The organism is Hymenobacter sp. R533113 (assembly GCF_056835965.1).
On record NZ_JAKWBD010000001.1, the window covers coordinates 192,788 to 217,145 of the forward strand.

Below are 24,358 nucleotides of genomic sequence, written 5' to 3' on the forward strand. Positions count from 1 at the left end.
CCGAAGCTCGGTCGGGGCTAATTAGCTGGCAAAGGTATCCTGAAAATCGGAAAACGCACACTCTATAATAGGTAACAACGCGCGCTTGCCCGGAGGGAGGTGGGAGTAGTAGGTACTTTATCGGCCTCCCGGGAAGACGATGGCTGGGGGCATTTTTAACAAAGAGTACCTCGGCACACATACTTTGTCGGGCATAAAGTAATTTACCGATTCATCCGTCTGTGTGAGCAGAATGGAAACGCTACCCCTCACGCTTGACGCCACGCTGGCCATGACCGCAGGCCACCAGGACCAGCAGATACAGGAAGCCGTACGCACCCAGCGCGGCCGGCTGCTGCAATTCATCCGCCGACGCATCCCCGATGAGGCCGAGGCCGAAGATGTGCTACAGGATGTCTTTGCCGAACTCGTAGAAAGCTACCGCCTGCTAAAGCCCGTAGAGCAAGCGGCGGCCTGGCTTTTTCGGGTGGCCCGCAACAAAATCACCGACCTCTACCGCCGCAAAAAGCCGGTTTCGCTGGAAAATGAACTCATTAGCGGCTTTGATGACGAGGAGAATTCTCTGCTGCTCGCCGATGTGCTGCCCGCTGCTGCTGACTCGCCCGAAAACCGTTTGTTGCGCGAGACCTTAATGGAAGCCTTGGCGGAAGCCCTGGAAGAATTGCCCCCCAACCAGCGTCAGGTGTTTGTGTGGCACGAGCTGGAAGAGAAAACCTTCCGCGAAATGGAGGCCGAAACCGGCGTCCCGCTCAAAACCCTGATTTCGCGCAAGCACTACGCTGTGCAGCACCTGCGCAAGCGCCTGCAGAAACTGTACACCGAGTTATTCACTGACTAAAAAAGCCCCCCAGAAGGCAACGCTCCGCATGAGTGCCTCCTCGGTGACAAAAATACTTCATAAATCGACCCTCATGAACCGTTCATTCTGGCTGCTGCGCGGCCTCAAGTTTTTCTTCTTCGCCACGCTGTTTGTGGCGGCTGCCGGCTTTGTAACCATGAGCTTGTGGAACTGGCTGGTGCCAACGCTTTTTAGCGGGCCTGCCATCGGCTTCTGGCAAACCCTTGGTTTATTGGCGCTTACCCGTATTCTCTTTGGTGGCTGGGGGCGCGGCGGCCGGCCTGGGGGCTGGGCCCCCAGCCGCGAAATCTGGCGCAAAAAGATGGAGTCCCGCATGGCTCACCTGACGCCCGAAGAGCAGGAGAAGTTTCGGCAGAAAATGCGCTCCAGCTGCGGCCCAGCCTGGATGCGGCGACCGGAAGCGCAGGAAGCCTCGGCGGCTACCACTGTTCAGTAATCAAAAAAGCCCCCCGATGCGTCGGGGGCTTTTTTGATGTACTACCACGCTGCCGTTTTATTCCACGCTACCACCAGCGGCCCAGCGCAGCGTGGCCTGTGTCTGGGCATATTTAGCTTGTAGCTCCGCCAGCTTTACCCGCGCACTGACCAGGGAAGCTTCCCGCGAATTGAGCAGGAACACCGAGCTTTCACCGTTCTCAAAGCGAATCTGCTCGCCGTTGCGCAGAGTCTGCGAGTTCTGAACCACTTGCTCTTGTACACGGAGCTGCTCGCGCAACGCCTCCCAATCATTGGCGACAGTACGCACGGTGGTTTGCACTTCCCGCGTGTCCTGCTGCAGATCGAGTTCGGCTTCGCGGCGTTTGAGCTGGTTGAGCTGGAGCTTGCTTCTTTCCTGGCGCAGCAACAGCGGATATTGAAAGCTCAGGCCCAGCTTATAGTTGTTGGAGAGGTAGGTGTTAGTCCACTGCATATCGCCTTCCGGTTGGAAGGGCTGACCAGTACGCAGGAGGTTATAATCAACCGAGAGCTTAGGTAATAGCTTGTTTGACAGGAGCCTGCGTTCTACGCCTAGCTGGTTGAGCTTAGCGCGGGTCTTGGCTAGTTCAGGATGAATCTGGCTGGCTAAGGTTACCAGCGCTTCTACCGAGTCAGGCGGTAGGGAGAGCCAGGCGGTAGGCGCGGGCAGCGCGTCGGGGCGCATTGTGGGGGGCAATTCGCGCGGCTGATTCTGCTCGTCCCAAAGGTAGTTGCTGAGCAGCAGCGTCACGTTTTGCCACTGCACCCGCGCCTGCACCAGCTGGGCCTGACGGTTTTGGAGTTCGGTAAGTGCCTCCACCGAGTCGATAGCCGCCAAATCGCCCTGCCGGACACGCTCGCGCACAGCCCGGAATCGTACTTCGGCCAGCTCCGCATTGTAGCGTAAAAGCTCCAGGCGCTGGTAGCTTAGGCTCCACTCCCAATAGTCCTTAGCGGCCGACAGCAACAGCTTGTTGAGGGCACCGCGGCGCTCAGCCTCCGCCAGGCCAGCCAACGCCTGAGCTTGGCGAATAGCCGCCCGCCGCTCATCAATAAGTAAGCCTTGCGCCAAGGGTACCGATACTCCTAAGTAGCTCAGGCCGTTTTCGGGCGTGCGTACTTGCTGGCTTACATAGGTGCCCACATTGCGCTCGAAGCCCGCTTTTACGTCGAAGCCAAACCACACCGGTATCCGCAGCGTGTTGTCCCAGGTGTTGAAATAGTCCTTGCTACCCAGGGTCTTGCCATAATACTTGCTGCTCACGGATGGGTCAAGTAGGCCGCGGGCATACCGAATTTCCTGCCGTGCGCGCTCAGGCAGCAAGCCCGCCTGACGGGCTATTGGGTGCCGCAGTGTGACGTGGGTAACCAAATCGGTAAGCGTGAAGACGGATTGCGTCGTATCGCGCGGCACTGCTTGCGCCGTCGCCCGGCTAGCCGGCAACAGCCCAAGCACACCAGCCAGAAGCACAACCAGCAAAAAGGCGTAACGAGCCATGGGGGGCAAAAAGGGGATATATGTGCAGCGAATGATAATGTCTTGCAACCTTCTGAACGAGCAAGGTTTATTCTTCAGCAGTGACGTACTTTTCTGCTTGAGCCGCTTTGTCGCCGGCCTTTACCAGCTTAGTGGCGCCGTTCGGCTGACCTACAAAATCAGGGGGAAGCCGTTGAGCTGGCGCCATAGCTCATACCAAATCGGTACGTCGTCGAGCAAGGCCCAGCCATACACGCCACTGCCTACGCGCAACGGGGCAGGCCAGGCTTCCTCAGCAGGATCAGGGGTGACGAGCACGCGGTACTGTCCTTGGCTATCGATATTATCAATGACGGCCACCACGCCCCCAAAGGTGCCGAAGCTGGTGCCAGGCCACCCCGAAAACACCAGCGCTGGCCAACCATCGAATTGCAGCCGAACCTTCCGGCCCACTGAGAGCAGCGGAATATCCATGGGCTTCACGTACAGCTCTGCCGCCAGCTGTGGGTGCGAGGGCATCACCGTCACGATGGGCTCGCCCTCCTTGATGATTTCGCCCAAACCTTGTTTCAGAGCACGTACCACGTAGCCATCCTGGGGGGCAGTTATGCGGTAAAAGGCGTTGCGCAGGCTCAGGTTTGCATATTCATTACGCATTTTGGCAATCTGGCCCTCCGTGTCAAACTGGTAAGCGGTGGCGCTGCGCCGGTCGCTTTCCGACTTAGCCAGCTTATCCTGATACTCGGCGCTTAGCGAAAGCAACTCCAGGCGCGAATTTATCAGCTCCTGCTGGCTGCCGCCCAGCTTGTTGGTCACCGCCTGCTGTTTAGCCGTCGACTCCTGAAACTTGAGGCGGCGCTGCTCCAGCTCCGTCAATGACTTCAGGCCCTGCTGGTAGAGCGTTTCCTGGCGAGCGAGCTGCTGCCGCGCAATGGCAAAATCGGCATTTACAGCCACTAGCTCGGCGCTGTCGCTGAGCACTTTAAGGCGGCTTTGGCGCACTTTGTTTTGAGCTTTATCCAGGCTCACCCGCAAAGCCTGCCGTAGTGCTACCTGCTGTTGGCTCAGCGCGACTGTCTTCGCACTATTCTCGCGTAGTGAGCCCTCTTTGGCCTGCAGTTGCTCACGGGTACGCAGCAGCAACTCAGGATCGAAATACTTGTCCTTGATTTCCGCTATTTCCACCAGCGTATCACCGCGCTGCACGAGTTGTCCCTCTTGCACGCGCCACCGCATAATGCGGCCGGCAATGGTGCTCGGTACCGTCTGAGGCCGGTCTTGGGGCCGTAGCGTAGTTAGGGTGCCCGTAGAGCGAATATTCTGAGTCCAGGGCAGAAAACCACATAGAAGCGCCAGCACACCCAGTGCGCCGCACCAACGGGCCAGCACCCGCCCAGTACGGGGCGTCTGCACCCGCGCAAACGACGTGAAGCGTTTGGCTTCGGGGTGCGTCTCAGGAAAAGTATACTCAGCGAAAGGCATGCTATGAAAAGCTAATAAATGTCAGGTAGAGGCTTGAGCGGCCAATGCTACTTTTTTCAGCATCAGAAGGAAGAAGCTGCCGGGGTAAAAGTTCTGGATTGGAGCCAGGTGAATCATCAATCAAAAACCGGCTGCTAGGCTACCTGGGCTTATATCAGACAAGCAGGAGATCCTGTAGGTGAGGCTCCTGGGCCATAGACTCGTAATCACCGCTAGCTACCAAGCGGCCTTCGCGTAGCACCGCGATGCGTGGGCATAATGCCAACAAGCGCGCGTCGCTGGAGGCCAGAATAAGCGTCCAGGGCATGCCAGTGGCCAGGAGACGCTTGAGAATTCGCAGTCGCTCAGCCAACTCTACCCCGGGCAGAAAGTGGTCGAGTAACAGCAGGCGGGGACGGCGTACCAAGGCCCGGGCCAGGAGCAGCTTCTGTCTCACATTGTCGGGTAAGGGTGTACCAGCAGTTATGTGCGTGGTCAACCCGTGTGGCCAGGCGTGCAGAGTATCACGCAGGCCTACCAGCTCCAGTACCCAGGCTACGTCGGTGGGCTTTATCTCCGGCTGATTAAGGGTCAGGTTTTCTACTACGGAGCCGCTGAATAAATGCTGATGCGACAAATTCTCGCCCAATGCCCCCGATAAGGCCTCGGGGGCAAGGTCGCGAAGCGCAATATCGTCGTAGGTTAACACGCCTTGATAGGTATCCAAAAGTCCACCCATAATGCGCAGGAGCGTAGTCTTACCCGAACTATCGTAGCCTGCTAAGCCCAGGTGCTCATTTGGTTGCAGCTGCATCGATACCTCCTCAATAGTAGAATGGTCGGCGTCGGGGTAACGGTACGAAACCATGCGCAAATCCACTTGCAAGCCCTGCGTATTGGTAGCCAAAAAGGTGAGGTTAGCTCCCGACTGCTTATTGATGGTGGGTAGCTCCAGCACATGGCCAATTTTATTAATTGAGGTCAGGGCGTCGTACAGTACATCCAGCTTGATTAAGATCTTTTCTACCGCTTGAATTGTCAAAATGATAACAATCTCAGAGGCTACAAACTGACCAATATTGATTTGCTTATTGACCAGTAGCCAACAGCCTATAGCCAGCAAACCCGCTGTTATAAGCGTTTTGAAGCCTACAAAGCCTAAATACTGCGTCATTAGTACCCGGAAATGCAAGCCGCGGGCCTTGAGGTAGCCATTTACATGGTCGTCGGTGCGGTCGAGGATTATCGCTTGGCGGGGAGCCAAGCGAAATGTGTGTACCGTGCGAGCTACGTCCTCAAACCAGGACACGACCCGGTATTTGTATTTAGACTCAGTCAGGCTCGTTTCGAGGCCTCGCCGCCACGTGAGACGCAACAGCAGGGTGAGCATGAAGACCAGTAAGAGGCCAAAGGCAATAAAGATGGGGTGATAAAAAGACAGCAGAAGCAGCCCAAACAATATTTGTAAGCCCGCCGATGAAAAGTCGATTAGCAGAATGGCTAATCCTTTCTGTAAGGTGGGCGTGTCGAACATGCGGTTCATGAGCTCCGGCAGGTATTCGTCGCCGAGCGCTTCCGTGCGTACGCGCGGTAAGTGCACGGCAAAATCGAAGGCGACCCGCGCAAACAAGCGCTGCTGCAAGAACTCTACAAGATAGATCTGCATGATCTGCAGGCCGCCCACCAGCACCGTGCCCACCGTAATAAAGGCAATGAGCACCACCAGCGACGTACTTACTGCTCCACTCGACACAAAGCCAATGACACTCTGCACGCCCAATGGCAACGATAAGGTAATAAGGCCAGCCAATGAGGCGTAGACATACAGATAAACGATGTCGCGGCGCTCAGAAAGCAACAACCGCCATAAGCGTCGGCCAGGGGTTGACTTTAATGGGGTTTTAGCCATGAGTATAGCCTGTTGAGGGTCAGTTATTGTGAAGAACTGAAAAGGCTAGGTTTTCTAGAAACTTAAAGATGTCCTGGCCAGCGGTGGCCGGCGTAGGAGTATCGGCCAGGGAGGGCAGATGCTGCGAGAAAAAGAGCTGTTTGCGGGCCGTTTCCAGCAAGGTGCTGACTAAAGCGTGCGGATAAAGATAGTGGGGGGCAATTTCCTGCACCACGGCTGTCACATCGGCACACAAACCTTTGTACTCACGATAAAAGCCGTTGTGATTTACTTCGTCAACGTCGTGCGTGAGATAGGTTTTGGAGGCCTCTGCCACCACTACCCGGTACAGCGCAGCCTCGTCAATTTCGGCGGTAGTAGCGCTGTCGCGATAAGCATTAGTGATGATGCTCAGAATTAGCCGAAGCCGTTCGCATGGATCAGCCACATTATGAGTATGAAACCGAATTTGAAAGCGAAGCCATGCCCAGTGCCAAGAAATAAGGTACACCAGCAGGCGATGCTTATTCTCGAAATAGCGGTAGAGCGATGCTTCCGTGGAGCCCATTTGCTGGGCTAGCTTTTTAAACGTAAACTGTTCAAAGCCAAGCTCATCAATAAGCCCTATGCTAGTTGCAACGATCTTGCGCCCCAAGTCAGTTTCCTGTGGATCACGTAAGAAAAGCTTGCTATTAAGCTCCGGACGTAGAGTAGTCATTGTAAGGAAGTGAGTATACACGATTAGGCTTGTAGGCCAGTATTTTAGTCCTGTGTAAGAGCTATAATCTGCTTCTCCAGTGCAAATATAAGCTACTTCTATGTATAATAGCTTTACTATTATACATAATTAATATGCTTTTAATAATAGAATTAAAATCAGATAAAAATCGAGTTGCTCAGAACGAATAACCTGACACGGTAGCTTTAACAAAAAGAGCGCGACCCCTGATGCATCAGGGGCCGCGCTCTTTTTGTGGGAAAGAACTTTAGAAGTTTCGCTCGCCGGTTTCCCGCTTACCCAGCATCATGGCACCTACCATAGCCACAATAAACAAAACCGACACCAACTCAAATGGCAGCATGTACTGCTTATAAAGTACCATACCCAGCCGGTCTACCATCCCAATTTGGGAATCGAAGGTAGTAGCGTTGGCGCCACCAGGCTGGATATCGCGTAGTGCTGCTACCAGGATGAGCAGTAAGGAGCCGCCAGCTATAGCCGCCGCTATTTTAGATAAAGCTGACTTATGAGGCTCCGTGTCAGCGTTTAGGTTCAGGAACATAATCACGAACAGAAACAGCACCATAATAGCCCCTGCATACACGATAATGTTCACGGCCGCCAAAAATTGCGCATTCAGCAGCAAGTAGTGCCCTGATATCGTAAAGAAGGTCAGAATCAGGAACAACACACTGTGTACTGGGTTCTTGGCGAGCACTACGCCCAAGGCGCTGAACAGGGCTACAAATGACAGGAAGAAGAAGAGAGGAGACATAAGCGAAGGTAACACCAAACTTCAGCTTGGCGAATCAGTGAACAGTATTAGGGCGGTAAAGATACTTCTCCACAACGCGAAAATTGTCATCATTGCACGCGCTGTACTAAATCACATTAGCTCTAAGCACATTTTCACTAACGATAATCATCCGGTAGCCAATGTCAAGGCAGTAAATAAAATCAGGTAGAAAAACGCAGATGCTTGTTGCTAGAAAAGCATCTGCAGAAGCAATGCAGGCGAGTTTATTTACCTGTTGACCAAACAGAAAAGGCAGCACAAGTGCTGCCTTTTCTGTTTTTTACCAATCAATCAGGAGTTATTCTACCGTTTCCAGCTGCTTAACTACCTGCTCGGCAATCCAAGGATACGTTCTTTCCAGTCCTTGACGGAGGTTAAGCTTAGGCTCCCAGCCAAGCTTTTCCCGGATTAGGGTGTTGTCGGAGTTCCTTCCGCGCACGCCAGTTGGACCGGGGATGTTCTTGATGTTCAACGGTTTGTTACCAATTTCCATTACCATCTTGGAAAGGTCGTTAATGGTAATCATCTCCTCCGAGCCGATGTTAACGGGACCAGAGAAATCGGAATCCATAAGCTGACGAACAGCATCGCAACAATCCTGTACGTGCAGGAAAGAACGGGTCTGCTTCCCATCACCCCAAATCTCGATAGTGCCACCTTCATCGGCAGAAGCTACTTTCCGGCACATAGCTGCAGGCGCTTTCTCCTTGCCACCCATCCAGGTACCTTCTTCTCCGAAGATGTTGTGAAAGCGGGCTATGCGCACCTCAATACCGTGGTTCCGGTTATAAGCGAGATACAGCCGCTCGCTAAACAATTTTTCCCAGCCGTACTCACTGTCGGGGGCAGCGGGGTAAGCCGACTCTTCGGAGCATTTAGGGTTGTCAGGGTCCATCTGATTGTATTCAGGATACATACAGGCCGAGGAGGAGTAAAAGATTTTCTTTACTCCTGCCAAGCGGCTGGCTTCAGCAATATTGAGGTTGATGGTAGCTGAGTTATACATCACAGCCGCATCGTTGTTACCAGTGAAGATGTAACCTGCCCCACCCATATCAGCGGCCAATTGGTAGACATCTTCTATGTCTTTTACTACTTCCCGGCAAATCACCGGATCAGTTAGATCACCCACGATAAACTCATCGGCAGGCGAGGAGCTGAATTCATTATGCTTCAGGTCACATACGCGTACCCAATAGCCTTCGCTTTTTAATCTTTTGACTAAATGGCCGCCAATGAAACCACCGCCGCCACAGACGAGAACTTTTTTGCTCATAACTGTTAATGTTAAATTTTTGAGTGTCTTAAATTTAAAAAGTTGTAGTAAACGAACAGCGGCACTATTTGTAAGTAGCGCTTCCAAAGACGCTTAGGCTCTACACACAGGCGGAAAAACCACTCCATGCCCATCTTTTGCATAAACCCCGGGGCCTGCACTACATTCCCAATATGAAAATCAAAGGCGGCCCCCACGGTGACAATAAAATGTACGTTAGTATAGCGAGCGAGTTGGTAAGCGAACTTTTCCTGCTTGGGGGTGCTAATGCCAACCCACACGACATTGATATCCAGGGAGTTGATTTTGTCACCTAATTCTTTGAATTCCTGATCTGATAATTCTCGGAAAGGAGGACAAAATGTCCCAGCGACGTTATGATTGTCGAACTTACTAGCGCAAGCCGCCTTCAGTTCGTCTGCCACTCCTTCCTTACCACCGCAGAAAAAGTGCCGGATTGGCGCTTTGCTCGTCGATTGCATCATTTCAGCAAAAAAATCGGGGCCGTAGCACCGCTGCATCTCTTTTTCTCCCTTCATTCTCCCCACCCATACCGTAGGCATGCCGTCGGGCAGATTTATATAAAAGCTAGAGAGAATATTTTTTAGGTTTGGGTCGGAGTGAGCCGTGACTAAGCCATGCGCCCCTGTAGCACTGATACAGTAATTGTGCCGGGGTTCTTCCCGCATCTCATTCCTCAGAATGCCAGACGCCTCCTGAATATTCCCCGCAAACAGAGGGATGTCCAAAACCTGGACTGATTTGATCTTTTTCATTAAAAGCGCGATTTGCAGCGAATACGAAAACGCAATAAAATCAGATGAAAAAATATGAAGATTTCTAACTAAATGACAGATAAGAATGAAGAAACGTCCAATTAGAGCAGTGTGCCTTGAGCTAAAATGTTACTTCTGTAAATAAGTGGAGTCCAGATGGCAGAACACTAAATGGCCTAGGTCAAGTTATAATAAGTGCAGTATAAAAGCTGACGTCCATATGGGCTTGTATCAAATTATAGCCCTACTGTCAAGGAGCTACTATTAGGGAACAGCATGGGCGTACGTAGCAATTGTCGTAGCATTTGAAGCTTGACTCACCTTTTAAGTGAGTCAGCTTGCTCTTTTACTATATGGTGAGGTATTGGTAGCGTCGCCGGACTTTACGATATATCCGGCTACAAGTTGGCAGATGATACTACACTACAACTTATTAACCTTTTGGGTATGGTTGCACAGAAGCTCTAACCAACCATATTTCGCACAATGAATGTAGCTAAATGGCCAGGTATGGCTAGTCCCCACGGCACGCAGACTAGGTGTATGGATGCAGGGAAACTGCTACATTATCCAACGCGCAATCAACTCCGCTTACTAAACAAGCGAAAGAATAGACGACGGCGGGCTCAAGCGGGCTGATTTATGATCAGTAGCCGCTCTATGGTTGTATGTAGATACTCAGAGTGCAGTTCACTATGTGTTGGCTAGTCGGCGGCAAGGGACTCAAACTGCACCTGGAGCCACGCGTTACCTCACCTGTTCGTGAATCGTAGGGCCGTTCCGAGTGCTTTAAATCTCGCCTACCCAGCGCAAAAAGTTGACCTCAATGGCATTCCGTATGGATGTCGTTTATGGAAGATGCTCCGCTCTTATTTGTCTTTAGCACAGATAAAAAGTCTGGCCTTCTATCACGCACCTAATTTAGATCACCTTGTGTACGGTACTCAGTATAATTATCAAGTGGAAGCAAGCTGTCTGTGAAATTCAGAGAGCTTGCTGGGCCATTTTATTATGTAATGCCTCCACCTGATCCGGCGTAAGCTGAATGCCGCGCTGGGAGCGGGCGTCCGGCGAAATAGGTTCTACCAGTCGGTCTTTACCGTAAATGAACTCATCACGCTCGAAGCGTGGTGGAGCCATTTTGTCGGCTTGCAGGTACACGGCAGCTTTCGGGCATGCTTCTTCACACAGGCCACAGAAGATGCAGCGCAACATGTTTACCTCGTAGCTGACAGCGTATTTTTCCTCGCGGTAGAGGCCTTCCTCACCTTTTTTACGCTCGCCGGCTACCATAGTAATAGCTTCGGCGGGACAAGCCACCGCGCACAAGCCGCAGGCGGTGCACCGCTCCCGGCCCTGCTCGTCGCGCTTGAGCACGTGCAGGCCCCGGAAAATAGGAGAAAACGGCCGCGTTTCCTCCGGGTACCGAATGGTAGCCTTCTTGGAGAAAAAGTGCCGCATGGTAATGCTTAGACCTTGGAAAATAGCCGGCAGGTATGCCCGCTCAGCGAGCGTCATCGGCTTCTTCGCCAGTATCTTGGCTCTATTGCTTAAGGGTTGCATGATGGTTGGGTTCTAAATCCGATTGAATCGGATGAGCAGCCTAGGAATCCACTTTTGGGCTGATTTACTGTAACAGCCACCACTTGGGCACCTGTGGGATGACGTTGAAAATAATTAGCCCCCCAGTGAGCAGAATGTTGAAGATGGCTAGCGGAATCAGGATGGTCCAACCTAGGCGCATGAGTTGGTCGTAGCGGAAGCGCGGCAAAGTCCAGCGCACCCACATAAAGAAGAAAATGAAGGAGAAGATCTTTACAAAGATGGCCACTACTCCTAAGCCCGTCACAATGTTATGAGCTGCAACCATCCCCTGCGACTCTGCCAGGAAAGCCCGTAACTCGTACTGGAATGGGAAGTTGAAGCCACCAAAGTACAGCACGCTCATCACGGCAGAAGCCACAAACACGTTGATATACTCGGCGAAAAGATACAGACCCATTTTCATAGAGCTGTACTCGGTGTGGTAACCGCCTACCAATTCTGTTTCGCACTCGGGCAAGTCGAAAGGGGTGCGGTTGGTTTCGGCAAAAGCGCAGACAATAAAGATAATAAAGCCTAAAGGCTGCTTTACAATATTCCAGAAGTGCCACTCGCCGGGTACTGACTGTTGCAGGGTGATTTCGCGCAGGGATAAGGTCTCACTGATCATTAAGACAGCAATCAGCGCCATGCCCATTGCTAGCTCATAGCTGATATTTTGCGAAGCAGCTCGAATAGCTCCCAGCAGGGAAAACTTGTTGTTGGAAGCCCAGCCGCCAATCATAATACCGTACACGCCCAGCGACACCACGCCAAAAATGTACAGCATACCAATATTTACCTCAATGCCCTGCAGCCAGATAATGGTGCTACCGAATTGGAGGTAGTTGCCGAAGGGAATGACTGCCGACGCCATCAGGGCCGTGACCATAGCCAAGCAAGGACCAAAAACGAAAAGCGCACGGTTGGAGCCGGCCGGAAAGAATTCTTCTTTGGTGAAGAGCTTCACGGCATCAGCCAGAGGCTGAAGTAGGCCGAAGGGACCAGCACGGTCAGGGCCGACGCGGTCTTGCAGGAAGGCCGCAATAACGCGCTCCGCATAAGTAGAGTAGGTAGCGATGAGCAGCGAGACGCCGAACACTACCAGAATAACGAGGGCTTGCCAGCCCAGTGCGGGAAGTTCCATGTGGAATGTTACTAGTTTTGGCGCTGGTTATGACCTGTCGTTTAGCTAATTAGCAAACCAATAGGCATAACTAGAGCCTAATTAATTACCCAATTTCAGGGGAGGATTTTGCTCCAAATCGCGAACTGAACTCTCGGGCAAATCTGCAATAATCTGCGGATTTACCACGGGCAGCTCATAATGGTTAGCTGCAATAACGGAGGCCCGATTAATGTGCGCGGGGCCTTCAATGGTCCAGTTGGCGGTTTCTTTTTTCTCGAAGCGGCACTCGTTGCAGATCCACTCTTTTACTTCGCCATACTCGTTTTTGCGAGCAGTTATACGCAGTACGTCTTTGCCTTTGTACCACAGCACAACGTTGCCAGTGCACTTGGGGCAGTCGCGGTGGGCGTTTACGGGTTTCGTGAACCACACTCGCTGCTTAAAGCGCCAAGTCTTGTCAGTCAGAGCACCAACCGGGCATACATCAATGACATTACCGGAGAAGTCGTTGTCGATGATATTCTCGATGTACGTACCGATTTCGGACGCATCGCCGCGGCCTAGTACGCCGTGCACGCGCTCGGGGGTGAGTTGGTCGGCGGTGTACACGCAACGGTAGCACAGAATGCAGCGCGTCATGTGCAGCTGAATCAGCGGTCCGATATCGATCTTCTCGAAGGTGCGACGCTCCTCTTCGTAACGGGTAGTGGATACACCGTGCTCGAAAGCGAAATTCTGTAAGTCGCACTCACCGGCCTGGTCGCAGACGGGGCAATCCAGAGGGTGATTGATGAGTAGCATTTCTACAATACCCTTGCGCACGTTGAGCACCTGCTCGGAGGTGGTATTTTCTACTACCATGCCGTCTTGCACGGGTGTAATGCATGAGGCCACTAGCTTGGGCATCGGCCGCGGATCCTTAGTGGAGCCAGCGGCTACGCGCACCAGGCAAGCCCGGCATTTGCCCCCTGAGCCTTTCAGCGGGGTATAGTAGCACATGGCAGGCGGCACGATACCGCCGCCAATCGTGCGGGCCGCGTTGAGGATGGTTGTTCCATCTGGAACTTCTACCTCGATGCCGTCAAAAGTTATTTTAGCCATTGTGAATGGTCAGAACCAATTAGCTTGAAGCAAAGGTAGTTCCCGCAGAGTTTCGCAGAAGAATACGCAGAGTTTCGCAGTGTTCGGGAGGAGTAGTTAATCAATTATTTTAAGCAAGCACCGCTTTGCCTGGGTATACTGCGCCGGGGCGAGTGGCCTCCTGCGAATGCTTTACGTGCCACTCAAACTCGTCGCGGAAGTGACGCACCGCAGCTGCCACCGGCCAGGCCGCCGCTTCACCTAGGGGGCAAATTGTATTGCCCTCAATCTGTTTAGCCACACTCACCAGCAGGTCAATGTCGTGCAAGGAGCCGTGGCCATGCTCTAGGCGATGCAGCACTTTTTCGAGCCAGCCCGTGCCTTCGCGGCAGGGCGAACACTGACCGCACGACTCGTGGTGATAGAAGCGCGAGAAGTTCCAGGTGTTACGCACGATGCAGGTTGTCTCGTCCATGGCAATAAAGCCCCCCGAGCCGAGCATAGTGCCGGTCACGAAGCCACCATCGGATAAGGACTCGTACGTCATCAGACGTGGCTCGCCAGCGGCAGTTTTCAGGATAAGCTCTGTGGGCAGAATCGGTACAGACGAGCCACCAGCTACCACGGCTTTCAACTCACGTCCTTTCCAGATACCACCACAGTATTCGTCGGAATAGATGAATTCTTCAACAGGAACACCTAATTCGATTTCGTAGATACCTGGCTTATTCAAGTGGCCGCAAGCGGAGATAAGCTTGGTGCCCGTGCTTTTGCCGATACCGATTTTAGCGTACTCGTCGCCGCCTTCGTTCACAATAACGGGCACCGCCGCAATCGACTCTACATTATTAACAACCGTAGGCCGAGCATAAAGGCCTTGGACAGCCGGGAATGGCGGCTTGTTGCGCGGGTTGCCTCGCTTGCCTTCCAGTGATTCCAGCAGAGCAGTTTCTTCCCCACAGATATAAGCGCCACCACCAGGGTGCACGTGCAAATCCAGTGAGTAGCCAGAGCCAAGGATGTTTTCGCCTAAGAAACCAGCCGCATATGCTTCTGCAATGGCTTTTTCCAGAATGCGCAGCACATACAGCAACTCGCCACGAATGTAGATATAGCTGGTGCGCGCACCTAAAGCGTAGCTACCAGTAATCATGCCCTCGATTAGCAAGTGCGGTAGCTTCGACATCAGTTGACGATCCTTGAAGGTACCGGGCTCCGATTCGTCGGCGTTGCAGACGAGGTAGCGCGGCACACCTTCTGGCTTAGCCAGAAAACTCCACTTCAGTCCTGTAGGAAAGCCCGCGCCGCCGCGCCCGCGCAGGCCCGACTTCTTGACTTCCTCCACCACCTCATCGGGCGTCATCGTCTTGAGGGCCTTTTCCACGGAGCGATAGCCGCCGTGTTTGCGGTAGACCTCAAACGTGTCGATTCCTTCGACGTTTATATGTTCAGTTAATAGCTTGCGTCCCATAAGTGCTATTCGTTTTCCGACTGACTAATGCGACCTTCGTGGTTGTCTAAGCGTCGCCGAGTTTCCTGAGCTTCATCCCGAAAAGCATCAATTAGCATCGTAGTGTTCTGGCGATTATCCTCCATCAGCGCTCGAAACTGATGATTGGTTTGCTGCTGCTGCGTCAGCATCAAGGAAGCCATTTGTTGCAAAGCCGTTTTGACTTCGCGCATATCCTGCTTCATCTCGTGCATCTCAATGAGAATTTCGGAGACAATTAATGGCAAATCTTTATTTCGGTCTTCCATAGTATCAGTGCTTAGTTATTAGCTACTGCGTCTGGCAGACCCGTTTCTTCCCAGGGCAGTGCCGGCCGGTGTACCATGTTGCGCAGTTCGTTCAGCATAGCGTCTACCGCTTCAGGCGTTTCGAGGCTCTCGTAGTACTTCTCCCGCACCTGCACAACCGGCGCAAAACCACAGGCCGCCAAGCACTCCACCATCTTGATAGTAAACATGCCGTCGAGTGAGGTTTCACCTACTTTAGCTCCCGTGATACGCTCCAGATTCTCCGTCAGCTCATCCGAACCGCGCAGCATGCAAGGGCCCGTGCGGCAGATTTCGAGCACATGTTTGCCTACCGGTTTGAGGTTGAACATGGTATAGAAAGACGAAACCTCATATACCTCGATTGGTTTGAGGTCCAGCGTTTCGGCTACCAAGTCCTGTACTTCGGGGCTTACCCAGCCACCAAACTCTGCTTGGGCAATGTGTAGCACCGGCAGCAAAGCCGATTTCTTACGGTCTTCTGGGAATTGCTTAATGATGCGCTTAATCTCGGCTTGGGCAGCGGCCGAAAACTGAGGCTTAGCGGGAGCAGTTGTAACTTCCATAGGGGGCAAATTCAGCAAAAACTACGCGTCCAGCTCGCCGGCAATTACGTTCATCGAACTCAGAATCACGATGGCGTCGGAGAGGCTGGTGCCTACCACCATTTCGGAGTAGGCTTGGTAGTAGATAAAGCAGGGGCGACGGAAATGCAGGCGATACGGCGTGCGGCCACCATCTGAAACAAGGTAGAAGCCCAGCTCGCCATTGCCACCTTCCACGGAGTGATACACCTCGCCTACCGGCGCTTCAATCTCACCCATAATGATTTTGAAGTGGTAGATCAGGGCCTCCATATTTTTGTATACGGCCTGCTTGGGGGGCAAATAGTAATGCGGCGCGTCGGCGTGGTAAGGGCCTTCAGGCAAGTTGTCAAGCGCCTGGTTAATAATGCGCAAGCTCTGCCAGATCTCCTCGTTGCGAACCAGGAAACGATCATAGGTGTCGCCGTTGGTGCCTACCGGGATTTCGAAATCGAAATCCTCGTAAGACGAATAGGGATTCATCACGCGCACATCGTAGTCGACACCGGCGGCGCGCAGGTTGGGGCCGGTAAAGCCGTAGTTCAGTGCCTTTTCTGCCGTGATTGGTCCCACGTTTACCACCCGATCCATAAAGATGCGGTTGCGGGTAAACATAGTCTCAAACTCGCGCATCACGGCCGGAAACTCCTTCAGCCACTTACGCAGCTTCTCGATAGCCACGGGCGTGAAATCCCGTTCCATACCGCCCACGCGGCCCATATTGGTTGTCAGGCGCGCCCCGCATACTTCCTCGTAGATCTCGTAGACCTTTTCCCGCTCCTGAAACACATACAGGAAGCCGGTAAAAGCGCCCGTATCTACTCCCAGAATCGAATTACAGATCAGGTGGTCCGTGATGCGGGCCAGCTCCATCATAATCACGCGCATATACTGCGCGCGCTTCGGAACGGTAATGCCCAATAGCTTCTCCACCGTCATGTGCCAGCCCATATTGTTGATGGGGCTGGAACAATAGTTCATCCGGTCGGTGAGGGGCGTGATCTGGTAGAATGGGCGCCGCTCGGCAATCTTTTCGAAAGCCCGGTGAATATAGCCAATGGTCGGGACGCCGGAAATAATCCGCTCCCCGTCCATTTGCAGGATATTCTGAAAGATGCCGTGCGTGGCAGGGTGCGTTGGTCCCAGATTCAGCGTCGTCAGCTCCTGGCTGAAGTCGTTGAGGGTGGGCACGAGCTGGTTATGCTGCTGCTCGCGGGCCTCTTGGTGAATCTTATGGGTACTTTCCAGCGTGTCGTTTACTGCCATGATAAGGGTATCAGGGGCCTAGCGGCCGAAAAACAGATCAGTTTTGTCTTCGCGGGTACCATCCTCCAGCGGATATTCACGCCGCATGGGGTGGTAGTCCATATCCTCAACATTCAGAATACGAATGAGGTTGGGATGACCCGTGAAGATGATGCCGAAGAAGTCGAAAGTCTCGCGCTCCATCCAGTTTGCCGTGGCATAGATGTCGGTGAGCGTAGGAACGGCCGGATCGGTAATCGGGAAGAAGATTTTCAAACGCAGGCGCACATTATGCACCAAGCTGTGGAGATGATAAATCATCCCCAACTCCTGATCTTCCTGCTCAGGATAGTGAATCCCGCACATGGTAGTCAGAAAGTTGAACTGCATGGTTGGCTCGCCATGCAGGGTCTGAATGATTTCGTGAATCCGCTCGCGCGTGGTAGTGGCCGTAAGTAAGCCGTAGGGCTCTTCTACATCCGTAAAAGCATCTTCGCCAAATAGCTGATGAAGGGTAGTAAGCACCCGCGCATTAGTCAACTTATTAGGGTCGGTTTCGGCTACAGCAGTTTGAGCAACAGTGGATTCTTCGTTCGATTCAGCCATTGGAGAGAGGTGAGAAGTAAGAAGTGGGAGGTGAGACTTTTGGCACTTTTTGGGGTAATGAGCCTCACCTCTCACTTCTCAATACTCAGGTCTATTTAATGTTATAGGAAGCCAACAGCGCCTGGTATTCAGGAGAATTGCGGCGCCGCATAGACTCGTTTTTAGCCAAATCCTGTACCCGCATTAGTCCGTCGAGTACTTGCTCAGGACGGGGTGGGCAGCCAGGCACGTACACATCTACGGGGATGATACGGTCGATGCCCTGAAGCACGGAGTAAGAGTCAAAAATGCCCCCCGAGCAGGCGCAAGCACCCATAGCCAACACCCAACGAGGCTCAGCCATTTGTTCGTAAACCTGTTTCACAATGGGCGCCATTTTCTTAGCAATGGTACCCATTACCATGAGCAAGTCGGCCTGACGGGGCGAAAACGACGGCCGCTCTGAACCGAAGCGAGAAATATCGTAGTGCGAGCCCATGGTAGCCATGAACTCAATGCCGCAGCAGGAAGTAGCAAAAGGTAACGGCCAGAGCGAGTTAGCGCGGGCAATACCAACGACCTTTTCCAGGGAAGTTGCAAAGAAGCCTGCGCCCTCAACTCCTTCCGGTGCGCCTACTGTTTTGATTTCAGGAACTCGTATATCAGTCATAAGAAAGAGTCAATTTCAGAAATGGGAACACCCATCTGACGAACACCAACCAAGTCGCAAAAGTTTGCCTTTTAGCGCTCTGTCCAGCGTAATACGCCCTTTTTGATGACGTACACAAAACCTGCCATGAGCAAGGCCAGAAATACAATCATCTGCACAAAACCTTCAGTACCTAACGAGCGAAAATTGACGGCCCAGGGATACATGAAGATCACTTCCACGTCAAATAGCACGAAGAGAATGGCTGTCAGAAAGTATTTGACCGAAATCGGAGTGCGGGCGTTGCCCACCGACTCGATGCCGCACTCGAAGGAGCTGTCCTTGACGACGCTCTTGCGATTGGGGCCTACTAGGTGAGATACGATCATCGCAAAAGCAACGAAAGCCAAAGCAAACCCAAGCTGAACCAGAATGGGTAGATAATCAGAAGGCTGGTATTGCGCAGCGGGAAGGGCAAGAAACATAGTAGCTAGATTAGGGCTAGAGGTAAATTCAGCACTGAAAAGCAAAGGTAAGGCCTACGGGTTTGGGAACAAAGGTGAAGGTGAGGGAGGGCGTGAAAGCCTTATATTTGAGAAAATGGAACAGCCAATGGAACAGGTACGTAACGCAACTACTCACTACACGGCCGAGGAGTACATGGCTTTGGAAGCGGCTTCTGAGGTGCGGCACGAGTTTTATCGTGGGGAGATTATGGCCATGTCGGGCGCAACAAGCATCCATAATCTGATTGTTTTGAATTGTGCATTTGGCTTGCGCTCTGTATTTGGAAATGGTTGCCGAGTATTCACAGAAAGTGTACAACTGGAAGTAGCACAGGGCCTTCAGTATACTTACCCCGATGTAATGGTAACCTGCCACGATGAGGATGTGACGGCCGAGCGCACTATGCGTCACCCGTTGCTGCTCATCGAGGTGCTTTCTCCTTCCACCAATGACCGCGACCGGGTTTGGAAACTGTTTCGCTACCAGCGCCTGCCATCGTTGCGGCACTATCTGCTCATTTCTCAGCAGTACCAGGCCGTAGAATGGTACTACCGCACCAGCGAAACCAGTGAATGGCAGCGGCAGCTATTGACCAAGCCGGAAGACGCAGTGGAAATCCCTGAGTTAGGAACTCGCCTGTTGCTGGCGGATATCTACGCTAATCTGCGTATTCCATTAGTAACCGACGACGAGCCGCAGGAACCTCAACTTTAACACTTAGCATATAGTACAGAAAAAGCCCCCCAAACATTTGCTTGGGGGGCTTTTTTATAAACAAAGAGAGTCGATTAGAATCCGCCTTGCCCAGTTATGTTCAGGTTCTCGCCCGTTTCAACACCCAGGAAAGGATAACGATAATCTACGGGTGTCACGAAGGTTTCCTTGATTGCGCGCGGCGACACCCAACGCAGCAGGTTCAGCATAGAGCCGGCCTTGTCGTTGGTGCCGCTGGCGCGGGCACCACCGAAGGGCTGCTGACCCACCACGGCTCCGGTTGGCTTATCGTTGATATAGAAGTTGCCGGCGGCGTTTGCTAAGCGCTTCGAAGCCAGATCAATAGCATAACGGTCCTGGCCGAAGACAGCGCCGGTCAGCGCATAAGGTGAAGTGCTGTCAACTAAGTCGAGGGTTTCCTCGAACTGGTCCGCGTCGTAGACGTGCATAGTCAGTACCGGGCCGAACAGCTCCTCACACATAGTCACATACTTGGGGTCTTTGGCCACCAACACCGTCGGCTCCACGAAGTAGCCTTTCGACTTGTCATATTTGCCCCCCGCAATGATTTCTACCGCCGGGTCCTGCTTGGCGCCGTCGATGTACTTGGCTAGTTTATCGAAGGAAGCTTCGCTGATAACGGCGTTGATGAAGTTGCCGAAATCTTCTACGTCGCCCATTTTCATCGACTTCAAATCTTCCTGCAAATAAGCTTTCACCTCCGGATACAGATTAGAGGGAATATAAACGCGACTCGCGGCTGAGCACTTTTGCCCCTGATACTCAAATGCGCCTCGGGAAATAGCGGTAGCCACCTGGCGCGGGTGCGCCGAATGGTGCGCTATGATAAAATCCTTGCCGCCCGTTTCGCCCACGATGCGCGGGTAAGACTTGTACTTGTGAATATTCTGACCAATCGTCTTCCAGATATTCTGGAAAACACCCGTCGAGCCAGTAAAGTGAATACCCGCGAATTCAGGGTGATTGAAAATTACATCGCCCGCTGTTGGGCCATCCACATATACCAAGTTGATAACGCCGGCCGGCACGCCTGCTTCCTGGAACAGCTCCATCAGCACATGAGCCGAATAAATCTGCGTGTTGGCGGGCTTCCACACCACCACGTTGCCCATCAGCGCCGCCGATGTAGGCAGATTGCCGGCAATAGAAGTGAAGTTGAAAGGCGTTAGCGCAAACACGAAGCCTTCCAGTGGCCGGTGCTCCAGACGGTTCCACATGCCAGGTGCCGACTCCGGCTGCTGCTTATATATTTCCTGCAAGAAATGCACGTTGAACCGGAAAAAATCAATCAGCTCGCAAGCTGCATCGATTTCGGCCTGATAGGCGTTCTTGCTCTGGCCCAGCATCGTAGCTGCGTTCAGGCGAGCACGATAAGGGCCAGCCAATAGCTCGGCGGCTTTCAGGAAAATAGCAGCCCGGTGCTCCCAGGGCAGCTCCGCCCAATCGCGGCGAGCAGCCAAAGCAGCTTCGATAGCCTGCGTTACGTGCGTGCCATCGCCCTCGTGAAACTGGCCCAGTACGTGCTTATGGTTGTGGGGGGGCGAAATGGTTTTGGTCTTGCCCGAGCGCACTTCCTGCCCACCGATATACATCGGAATATCTACCTGCTGCTGCTTCAGGTCTTTGAGGGCCTGCTGCAACTCGGCGCGCTCCTTGGAGCCGGGCGCGTAGCCTTTAACGGGTTCGTTAATCGGGGTGGGAACGTTGAAAAAGCCGTTGGCCATGGAGTTAGTCTTTGGGTGTAGGTTTATGGATGGGGGACGGGGGCAAAGGTAACAGGGAGTTGAACAACCATAATTGGACCTAGCTGCTTGCGCATCTCTGTGCCCAATTTAGGCTTGGCCTCGTCGGGAATGCTATAGGGCTACGTCTACAAACCAGCCAGTAGCGCCAGCACTTGCTCCTTTAATTCTTCCTGTGAGCCAGTATTGTGGATAATAGTAGCGAAGTGTGGATAAGCGTCCATCATCGTTTCGCTGGGGTGATTATCATCGCGGGTGCCGTCGCCGCGCTGACTGAGCGGGTCGCCTTCTATGCGCAACATTTGCCCCCCACGTTCCCGAATAGGGTCAGCTTCGTTGGCAAAACGTATATCAGGCACAATAACAAACTGATCCTCGGGGAGGCGAGCAAAGAAGGCTTTTACCCAAATTTCCGGCTCCCATGCGCGTAGGGCGTGGCCTACTTGCTGGAGCATTTCGCCGCGGGTACGACCAAAAACGGGCAGCAGCTGCGCCTTGCCGTCCTGGTAGTAGTAGGGGGCAATTGCCTCGCCGGCTAAGGTGGCGCACACCGCCTTGATAGCGTCACCAAAGGAAAGAATTTGCCAGTTGCGCTCCGGCTGTGATTGTTGGATGAGGCGGGCTACCGTATCCTTGCCGCTGCCTCGGCGGCCCGAAATACCAAGTAAGTGTATCATATCGGCGCAAAGGTAGGCGGCATCGGGGGGCTTTTGCTCCTACAATATCTCCTTTAGCTCGCTCAGGCAGCTAATCTCGTAGGTTATCTCGTTAAAGTGACGCCGCTTTTCCGGGTTGAAGTACACCTGATCAATGCCGGCATTAAAGGCACCCAATACGTCGCATTCGAGGTTGTCGCCAATCATAAGGCTCTCGGCGGCACTGGCACCGGTACGCTCCAGCGCGTGCTCAAACATGCGCCGGTCGGGCTTGAGGCAGCCGCTGCACTCGGAAGTAATTACCTCCTGAAAGTAGGGCGTAAGCTGCGATGAGTCGAGCTTGATATATTGGATTTCCTTGAAACCATTCGTGATTAGATGCAGCGTGTATTTAGTCTGCAAATACTGTAGCATGTCGTAGGTGAAGGGAAACACGGCCGACTTAGTAGGCAGCAAGTCGGTGAAATGCTGAGAAATACCCTCCGGCACGTCAGCTTCCTCTACGCCCAGGCGTACTAGTGTGCGCGTAAAACGCACGCTACGCAACTGCTGCTGCGTGATTTTGCCCCCTGATACAAGCGCCACAGCGCGTGGTTGATGTCGCGGTAGCGGTCGATAAATTCCTCCACTGTGAATGTACCAAATCGGCCTAAATCATAGTGAGTGAAAAGGGTGCGCAGGGTTTCGTCGGCGTTCTTCTCAAAGTCCCAGAGCGTATGGTCGAGGTCGAAGAAGAGGTGACGGTAGGCCTTAGTGGGGCGAAAGGAAGTGCTGGGGGGCATTTTTAATCAAGTAGGAGTTTAGATACAACGCGCCCGCCAAGCAGATGTTCGCGCACAATGGCTGAAGCGTCGTCGGGCTGCACGTCGCCGTAGAGGGCGCCTTCCGGATACACAACGACTGCCGCGCCGCAACTTTTTTTGCAGTGCTTGCACACATCGAGGCAGCCGGTGGGCATAGTGCGGTTGAGCTTTTTGCTCAGGCCGTGCTTTTTAATTTCTTTTTTGAGGGCCTTCACAACGTCGCGGCCTACCTCGTTTTTTTGGTTGGTGCAAACGTAAAGATGATGTTCGTACTTCATAAACTGCTTAGGTAAGCCCAACCGCTCCGTGAGCCAACAATGTTAGGTTTGTGGTTGGCCGGTCCACCGCCGATTCTGGAGCTTGTACGCGGCCAGTTCCCGATTCGACCAGAGTGTTTGGTAAATCTGCTGGTCGCGCACGAGCTGGGCATCTTTTTCCATATAACTCAAAAACTGATGAACCAGGTCCGCCATTTCGTCCTTTATAAAATAGAACGCCCAGTTGTCGAGGCGCCGAAAGCTGACCAAGCCCGCATTCTTCAGATACAATAATTGGCGGGATGTCTTGGTTTGGGTGAAGTCCAGCACCTGTTCGAGGTCGGAGATGCACATTTCCTGATTGCGCCAGAGCAAATGCAGCATCCGCACCCGCGACTCGTCGCCGAGGGCCTTAAATAGTTGTTGACCAAATGCAACGCTGAAGTGTTTGAGGCGCATCCTTTATCGAACAAAGCAGGGAAGTGCCCCGTGCATCGAACTGAACAAATTTACACCCCGTCCGGCTTCGACCTTCTAAAGAGCCGTATTATTGCAGTATAGCACGCCCAAGTATGTTTGATAAAAGTCGATTTTCTTTTGTTTTCGCCACCCTGGGGCTATTGTTAGTGCTGTTCGTGCTGGCACCCACCGCGAGCCATGCCCAAGGCCAACGACGCGTAGTACAGTTCTCGGGCATCGTGGCCACTGGCGACAGCCTGCTAGGCGTGCCGGGCGCTACTGTATTCGTGCCCTTGGCGGGGCGGGGTACGGCTACCAACCTCTACGGCTACTTTTCCCTGCCCGTTCTTACCGGCGACAGCATCGTGATTCGCTCCTTGGGCTATCGCAATCAGTACGTAATTATTCCGCCTGATTACCCGCGCCAGAGCTATTCAGTCATTGTCTCGCTCCAGGAAGATGTAACGGTGTTGCCGGAGGTTCGCGTTTTTCCTTATGCTACAGAAAAGGAGTTTAAGGAAGCCTTTCTGGCGTTGAAGCTGCCGAAGGAGCGCGGCAGTAGTGCCGCGAACAACCTGAGCGCGGATGTGCTCAAGCAAATTTTCATTAATGCGCCCGTCACCAGCGCTGGCAATTACCGCCAAACGCTTCAACAGCAGCAGAACAACTACGACCGCCGCATGGGCGTTGCCCCCAATCCTCAATCTAACAACCCGCTCCTGAATCCATTCAGCTGGATCCAGCTGATAAAGCAAGTCAAAGACGGCGAGTTCAAGAAAAAGGAGGGCGTAGACTACTAGCGTCTGTTTAGAGCAGTAAGCAAACAACCGATGATCAGGCAGAGGCGGAGCCGAAGTATC

Annotated in this window: 27 protein-coding genes; 4 read left to right on the forward strand and 23 right to left on the reverse strand. The window is 52.9% G+C overall.

Annotation, left to right across the window (positions count from 1 at the left end; translation table 11 throughout):
- Window positions 1-232 precede the first annotated feature (232 nt).
- Both MKZ35_RS00840 and MKZ35_RS00845 read left to right on the forward strand, forming a co-directional pair.
- Window positions 233-838 carry an RNA polymerase sigma factor gene (locus tag MKZ35_RS00840; RefSeq protein ID WP_482511336.1) on the forward strand — a complete coding sequence of 202 codons (606 nt, stop codon included), beginning with the start codon at window positions 233-235 and terminating at the stop codon, window positions 836-838.
- A 73-nt stretch (window positions 839-911) separates the two neighbouring features.
- Window positions 912-1,295, forward strand: a complete 384-nt coding sequence (locus MKZ35_RS00845) for a hypothetical protein (RefSeq protein ID WP_482511337.1) — start codon at window positions 912-914, stop codon at window positions 1,293-1,295.
- Window positions 1,296-1,352: 57 nt separating this feature from the next.
- Here MKZ35_RS00845 and MKZ35_RS00850 read toward each other — a convergent pair whose 3' ends face one another.
- The 17 genes from MKZ35_RS00850 to MKZ35_RS00930 form a co-directional block, all read right to left on the reverse strand.
- Window positions 1,353-2,813, reverse strand: coding sequence for a TolC family protein (locus MKZ35_RS00850; protein WP_482511338.1), 1,461 nt, complete (start codon window positions 2,811-2,813; stop codon window positions 1,353-1,355).
- Window positions 2,814-2,963: 150 nt separating this feature from the next.
- Window positions 2,964-4,274 carry an HlyD family secretion protein gene (locus MKZ35_RS00855; protein WP_482511339.1) on the reverse strand — a complete coding sequence of 437 codons (1,311 nt, stop codon included), beginning with the start codon at window positions 4,272-4,274 and terminating at the stop codon, window positions 2,964-2,966.
- A 154-nt stretch (window positions 4,275-4,428) separates the two neighbouring features.
- Window positions 4,429-6,162, reverse strand: coding sequence for an ATP-binding cassette domain-containing protein (locus MKZ35_RS00860; RefSeq protein ID WP_482511340.1), 1,734 nt, complete (start codon window positions 6,160-6,162; stop codon window positions 4,429-4,431).
- A gap of 19 nt (window positions 6,163-6,181) precedes the next feature.
- A complete protein-coding gene (locus MKZ35_RS00865) occupies window positions 6,182-6,859 on the reverse strand; it encodes a TetR/AcrR family transcriptional regulator (protein WP_482511341.1) in 678 nt (225 codons plus the stop codon).
- Between the two features lie 268 nt (window positions 6,860-7,127).
- Window positions 7,128-7,637: an NADH-quinone oxidoreductase subunit J family protein gene (locus MKZ35_RS00870; protein ID WP_482511342.1), complete on the reverse strand. Its 510-nt coding sequence runs from the start codon at window positions 7,635-7,637 to the stop codon at window positions 7,128-7,130.
- A gap of 319 nt (window positions 7,638-7,956) precedes the next feature.
- Window positions 7,957-8,934 carry an NAD-dependent epimerase/dehydratase family protein gene (locus MKZ35_RS00875; RefSeq protein WP_482511343.1) on the reverse strand — a complete coding sequence of 326 codons (978 nt, stop codon included), beginning with the start codon at window positions 8,932-8,934 and terminating at the stop codon, window positions 7,957-7,959.
- A gap of 11 nt (window positions 8,935-8,945) precedes the next feature.
- Window positions 8,946-9,710 (reverse strand): WecB/TagA/CpsF family glycosyltransferase, encoded by a 765-nt coding sequence (locus MKZ35_RS00880; RefSeq protein ID WP_482511344.1) that lies wholly within the window; start codon window positions 9,708-9,710, stop codon window positions 8,946-8,948.
- A 984-nt stretch (window positions 9,711-10,694) separates the two neighbouring features.
- Entirely contained in the window at window positions 10,695-11,273 is a 579-nt protein-coding gene (locus tag MKZ35_RS00885; protein ID WP_482511345.1) for a NuoI/complex I 23 kDa subunit family protein, read from the reverse strand.
- Window positions 11,274-11,337: 64 nt separating this feature from the next.
- Complete coding sequence (nuoH, locus tag MKZ35_RS00890) at window positions 11,338-12,438, reverse strand: NADH-quinone oxidoreductase subunit NuoH (protein ID WP_482511346.1); 1,101 nt, start codon at window positions 12,436-12,438, stop codon at window positions 11,338-11,340.
- Between the two features lie 81 nt (window positions 12,439-12,519).
- Window positions 12,520-13,521 carry an NADH-quinone oxidoreductase subunit G gene (locus tag MKZ35_RS00895; RefSeq protein WP_482511347.1) on the reverse strand — a complete coding sequence of 334 codons (1,002 nt, stop codon included), beginning with the start codon at window positions 13,519-13,521 and terminating at the stop codon, window positions 12,520-12,522.
- A gap of 109 nt (window positions 13,522-13,630) precedes the next feature.
- Window positions 13,631-14,971, reverse strand: coding sequence for an NADH-quinone oxidoreductase subunit NuoF (gene nuoF, locus MKZ35_RS00900; RefSeq protein ID WP_482511348.1), 1,341 nt, complete (start codon window positions 14,969-14,971; stop codon window positions 13,631-13,633).
- Between the two features lie 5 nt (window positions 14,972-14,976).
- Complete coding sequence (locus MKZ35_RS00905; RefSeq protein ID WP_482511349.1) at window positions 14,977-15,258, reverse strand: hypothetical protein; 282 nt, start codon at window positions 15,256-15,258, stop codon at window positions 14,977-14,979.
- An 11-nt stretch (window positions 15,259-15,269) separates the two neighbouring features.
- Window positions 15,270-15,842, reverse strand: a complete 573-nt coding sequence (locus MKZ35_RS00910; protein WP_482511350.1) for an NADH-quinone oxidoreductase subunit NuoE family protein — start codon at window positions 15,840-15,842, stop codon at window positions 15,270-15,272.
- Window positions 15,843-15,863: 21 nt separating this feature from the next.
- Window positions 15,864-17,126, reverse strand: coding sequence for an NADH-quinone oxidoreductase subunit D (locus MKZ35_RS00915; RefSeq protein WP_482511351.1), 1,263 nt, complete (start codon window positions 17,124-17,126; stop codon window positions 15,864-15,866).
- Between the two features lie 18 nt (window positions 17,127-17,144).
- On the reverse strand, window positions 17,145-17,711 hold the full coding sequence (locus tag MKZ35_RS00920) for an NADH-quinone oxidoreductase subunit C (protein WP_482511352.1): 567 nt from the start codon (window positions 17,709-17,711) through the stop codon (window positions 17,145-17,147).
- Window positions 17,712-17,802: 91 nt separating this feature from the next.
- The gene (locus MKZ35_RS00925; RefSeq protein ID WP_482511353.1) at window positions 17,803-18,360 is read right to left on the reverse strand and encodes an NADH-quinone oxidoreductase subunit B; all 558 of its coding nucleotides are present in this window, start codon (window positions 18,358-18,360) and stop codon (window positions 17,803-17,805) included.
- Between the two features lie 71 nt (window positions 18,361-18,431).
- Entirely contained in the window at window positions 18,432-18,824 is a 393-nt protein-coding gene (locus MKZ35_RS00930) for an NADH-quinone oxidoreductase subunit A (RefSeq protein ID WP_482511355.1), read from the reverse strand.
- Window positions 18,825-18,939: 115 nt separating this feature from the next.
- On the opposite strand from MKZ35_RS00930, the gene MKZ35_RS00935 reads away from it, so the two are divergent.
- On the forward strand, window positions 18,940-19,560 hold the full coding sequence (locus MKZ35_RS00935; protein WP_482511356.1) for a Uma2 family endonuclease: 621 nt from the start codon (window positions 18,940-18,942) through the stop codon (window positions 19,558-19,560).
- A gap of 74 nt (window positions 19,561-19,634) precedes the next feature.
- On the opposite strand, the gene pruA is transcribed toward MKZ35_RS00935, so the two are convergent.
- From pruA to MKZ35_RS00965, 6 genes are all read right to left on the reverse strand, one after another.
- Window positions 19,635-21,305, reverse strand: a complete 1,671-nt coding sequence (gene pruA, locus MKZ35_RS00940) for an L-glutamate gamma-semialdehyde dehydrogenase (RefSeq protein WP_482511357.1) — start codon at window positions 21,303-21,305, stop codon at window positions 19,635-19,637.
- 146 nt (window positions 21,306-21,451) lie between these two features.
- Entirely contained in the window at window positions 21,452-22,000 is a 549-nt protein-coding gene (locus tag MKZ35_RS00945; RefSeq protein WP_482511358.1) for a nucleoside/nucleotide kinase family protein, read from the reverse strand.
- Between the two features lie 39 nt (window positions 22,001-22,039).
- Window positions 22,040-22,564 carry an HAD-IA family hydrolase gene (locus tag MKZ35_RS00950; RefSeq protein ID WP_482511359.1) on the reverse strand — a complete coding sequence of 175 codons (525 nt, stop codon included), beginning with the start codon at window positions 22,562-22,564 and terminating at the stop codon, window positions 22,040-22,042.
- Complete coding sequence (locus MKZ35_RS00955) at window positions 22,495-22,761, reverse strand: hypothetical protein (protein ID WP_482511360.1); 267 nt, start codon at window positions 22,759-22,761, stop codon at window positions 22,495-22,497. The genes MKZ35_RS00950 and MKZ35_RS00955 overlap by 70 nt, the downstream gene beginning before the upstream one ends.
- A gap of 2 nt (window positions 22,762-22,763) precedes the next feature.
- The gene (locus MKZ35_RS00960) at window positions 22,764-23,060 is read right to left on the reverse strand and encodes a (2Fe-2S) ferredoxin domain-containing protein (RefSeq protein WP_482511361.1); all 297 of its coding nucleotides are present in this window, start codon (window positions 23,058-23,060) and stop codon (window positions 22,764-22,766) included.
- A gap of 42 nt (window positions 23,061-23,102) precedes the next feature.
- Window positions 23,103-23,498 carry an ArsR/SmtB family transcription factor gene (locus MKZ35_RS00965; protein WP_482511362.1) on the reverse strand — a complete coding sequence of 132 codons (396 nt, stop codon included), beginning with the start codon at window positions 23,496-23,498 and terminating at the stop codon, window positions 23,103-23,105.
- 113 nt (window positions 23,499-23,611) lie between these two features.
- Here MKZ35_RS00965 and MKZ35_RS00970 point away from each other — a divergent pair, with 113 nt between their 5' ends.
- Window positions 23,612-24,298: a carboxypeptidase-like regulatory domain-containing protein gene (locus MKZ35_RS00970; protein ID WP_482511363.1), complete on the forward strand. Its 687-nt coding sequence runs from the start codon at window positions 23,612-23,614 to the stop codon at window positions 24,296-24,298.
- The last annotated feature ends 60 nt before the right edge of the window (window positions 24,299-24,358 follow it).